This is a genomic window from Leisingera sp. F5, from assembly GCF_001593695.1.
The window spans coordinates 1-1,842 of sequence record NZ_LUKH01000694.1 but is presented as its reverse complement, the minus strand read 5'-3'; the positions used below and the strand labels follow the sequence as shown (position 1 = coordinate 1,842).

General features: G+C 61.9%; 1 protein-coding gene and 1 pseudogene. One reads left to right on the top strand and one right to left on the bottom strand.

The window, feature by feature from the left end; all coding sequences use genetic code 11:
* A pseudogene (locus A2I95_RS34890) lies at positions 1-1,014 on the bottom strand (hypothetical protein); the annotation flags it as partial.
* 186 nt (positions 1,015-1,200) lie between these two features.
* On the opposite strand from A2I95_RS34890, the gene A2I95_RS34885 reads away from it, so the two are divergent.
* Positions 1,201-1,782, top strand: a complete 582-nt coding sequence (locus A2I95_RS34885) for an aminodeoxychorismate/anthranilate synthase component II (protein WP_291737152.1) — start codon at positions 1,201-1,203, stop codon at positions 1,780-1,782.
* Positions 1,783-1,842: the final 60 nt, after the last annotated feature.

The following is a 1,842-nucleotide window of genomic DNA, read 5'->3' as shown; positions in this document are numbered from 1 at the left end:
CCCGGCGGCGCGATAACGGGCCATCTTGTCCGTTGCATCCGGGTCGGACGGGTCGATTGCAAAACTCAGCGGATAGGGAAAATCCAGCAACGCTTCGGCACCGATTGCCTGTTCATCGTCTATTAGAAGAATAGACATCAGCGGCTTGCCGTCCGGATTGTCAAACGGCGCGGCAAAGTCTTCGAACGGTCGCGAAGTCGGTGTAATGTCGGCGGTTGGCGCACCATCACTGACCGGCTCCGGAGTGACCTCGGGGTCCGCACCCCGGTCGGTCAAAGGAACAACCGGCGTCCCGATCTGAGGGCCGGTGCCGGTGGTCTCGGCTCCGGTCTGCGGCAGGGCCGCAATCCGGGCAGGTTGCTCGGGCGCGGCCTCGGGTGTCGCTTCGACCACCGAAGTATCCACCTGCGGCGCAGCTTCGGTTGCGGGCTCCACGGGTTCCACCGATTCTGCGACATCGGGCGTGGGGTCCGTCTGTTTGGCCAGATCCGAATTCTCTGGATCCGCAGGGGCCGGTTCGGCAAAACCTGACCCTTCCGGGACCACCTGTGGCACGGACGGTTGCGCCGGATTGGCAACTGCTGTGGACACCGCCGTTTCCGCGCCTGGGGTATCCGGGGTCTGTTCGGGTGTGTCCGACGGGACCACCGGGTGATCCTGGCTGTCGGTCATTTCCGGTGCCGAGGCGTCGGGTTCAGGAACAGCGATAGCATCCGAGGCCGCGCCCACCCGGGGTTTGTCCGCAGGTTCCATCACCGATGGGGCCAACGCCGTCAGATCGCCAGCCGATGGGTCTGTGTCCTTGGGTGCAGTTGGCGCCGCCTCGACCAGATCCGCATCCTGACCCGCCGGTTTTGGGAGGCTGACATCCGCATCGCGCGGCTGGATCACCACATCGGGTGACACCACTGCAACCTCCGGCCGGGGCGGCAAAGGTGTCATCACTGACAACCCAACCGCACCAATCACCGCAACTATTGCCCCAATACTGACGCCACCCAGAAATCCACGCATGCCCGTTTTCTTCCCTCAATCACATGTGTTGCCTAACCACGGTTTTTTCGCCGCAGCAAGCCGCGCTTCAGGGTCGCGCTCTTTATGTGCTCTTGACGCTGCCGTCTAACCCTGAACAAGTATGTCGCGACCACTATACTGCGGCTGGCCCTTGTGCCACCAGCCCTAATGACGAACGAGCCTGCCATGCTGTTGCTGATCGATAACTACGATTCATTCACCTATAATCTGGTGCATTACCTGGGCGAATTGGGGGCCGAAATGGTCGTGCGTCGCAATGACGCCATCGACGTGCAGGAGGCCATGGCGATGAACCCCGCCGGCATCTTGCTAAGCCCCGGCCCCTGTGACCCGGATCAGGCCGGCATCTGTCTGGCGCTGACCGAAGCGGCGGCTGAAACCAAGACGCCGCTTCTGGGCGTTTGCCTTGGCCATCAGACCATCGGCCAGGCCTTTGGCGGCAAAGTGATCCGCTGCCACGAGATCGTGCATGGTAAGATGGGCAAAATGCACCACAAGGATATCGGTGTTTTCAACGGCTTGCCGACACCATTTGACGCAACCCGCTACCACTCCTTGGTGGTGGAACGCGAAAGCTTCCCTGACAGCCTGGAGATCACGGCTGAGCTGGAAGACGGCACCATCATGGGCCTGCAGCACAAGGAGCTGCCGATCCACGGTGTGCAGTTCCACCCGGAATCCATCGCCTCCGAACATGGTCACGCGCTGCTGAAAAACTTCCTCGACGTGATGCAGGTGCCCGCATGAGCGACCGCCTGAAACCGTTGATCGGCGCTGCGGCGGAACGGTCCCTGACCCGTGAAGAAG

Bases quoted from the DNA above. Each gene is read 5' to 3' on its own strand.
- A2I95_RS34885 (WP_291737152.1), top strand. From the start codon at position 1,201: ATGCTGTTGCTGATCGATAACTACGATTCATTCACCTATAATCTGGTG.